Raw genomic sequence first — 273 nt, 5'->3', positions numbered from 1 at the left:
AGGTCGGCGTGAACCGGTACCTGGCCGGCACGTCGCTGATCGGATCGGTCGACGAGGCCGTCGCGGTGGTCGACGCCGTGCGGGAGGTGGACGTCGACGAGATCGCCTGCCTCGTCGACTTCGTCGACGACGCCGACCGCGTGGTCGCCGGCATCGGCCGCATCGCCGAGCTGGCCGCCCGCACCGCGTGACCGCTATGCGTCGATCTTGCAGTTGTGGTGTCCCTCAAAGCGGGGCAAGGTCGGGCGAAGACCGGCACCACAACTGCAAGAT

1 protein-coding gene is annotated in these 273 nt (G+C 68.9%); it reads left to right on the top strand.

The window, feature by feature from the left end; translation table 11 throughout:
- Window positions 1–191, top strand: a 191-nt coding sequence (locus ACLJNW_RS25050; RefSeq protein ID WP_410961336.1) for a hypothetical protein, incomplete at its 5' end; no start/stop codon positions are given.
- Window positions 192–273: the final 82 nt, after the last annotated feature.

It is taken from the genome of Salmonella sp. SAL4457 (assembly GCF_046548235.1).
Classification (GTDB): domain Bacteria; phylum Pseudomonadota; class Gammaproteobacteria; order Enterobacterales; family Enterobacteriaceae; genus Salmonella; species Salmonella enterica.
The sequence above is the reverse complement of the archived record's forward strand: the minus strand, read 5'-3'. Positions and strand labels throughout refer to the sequence as shown.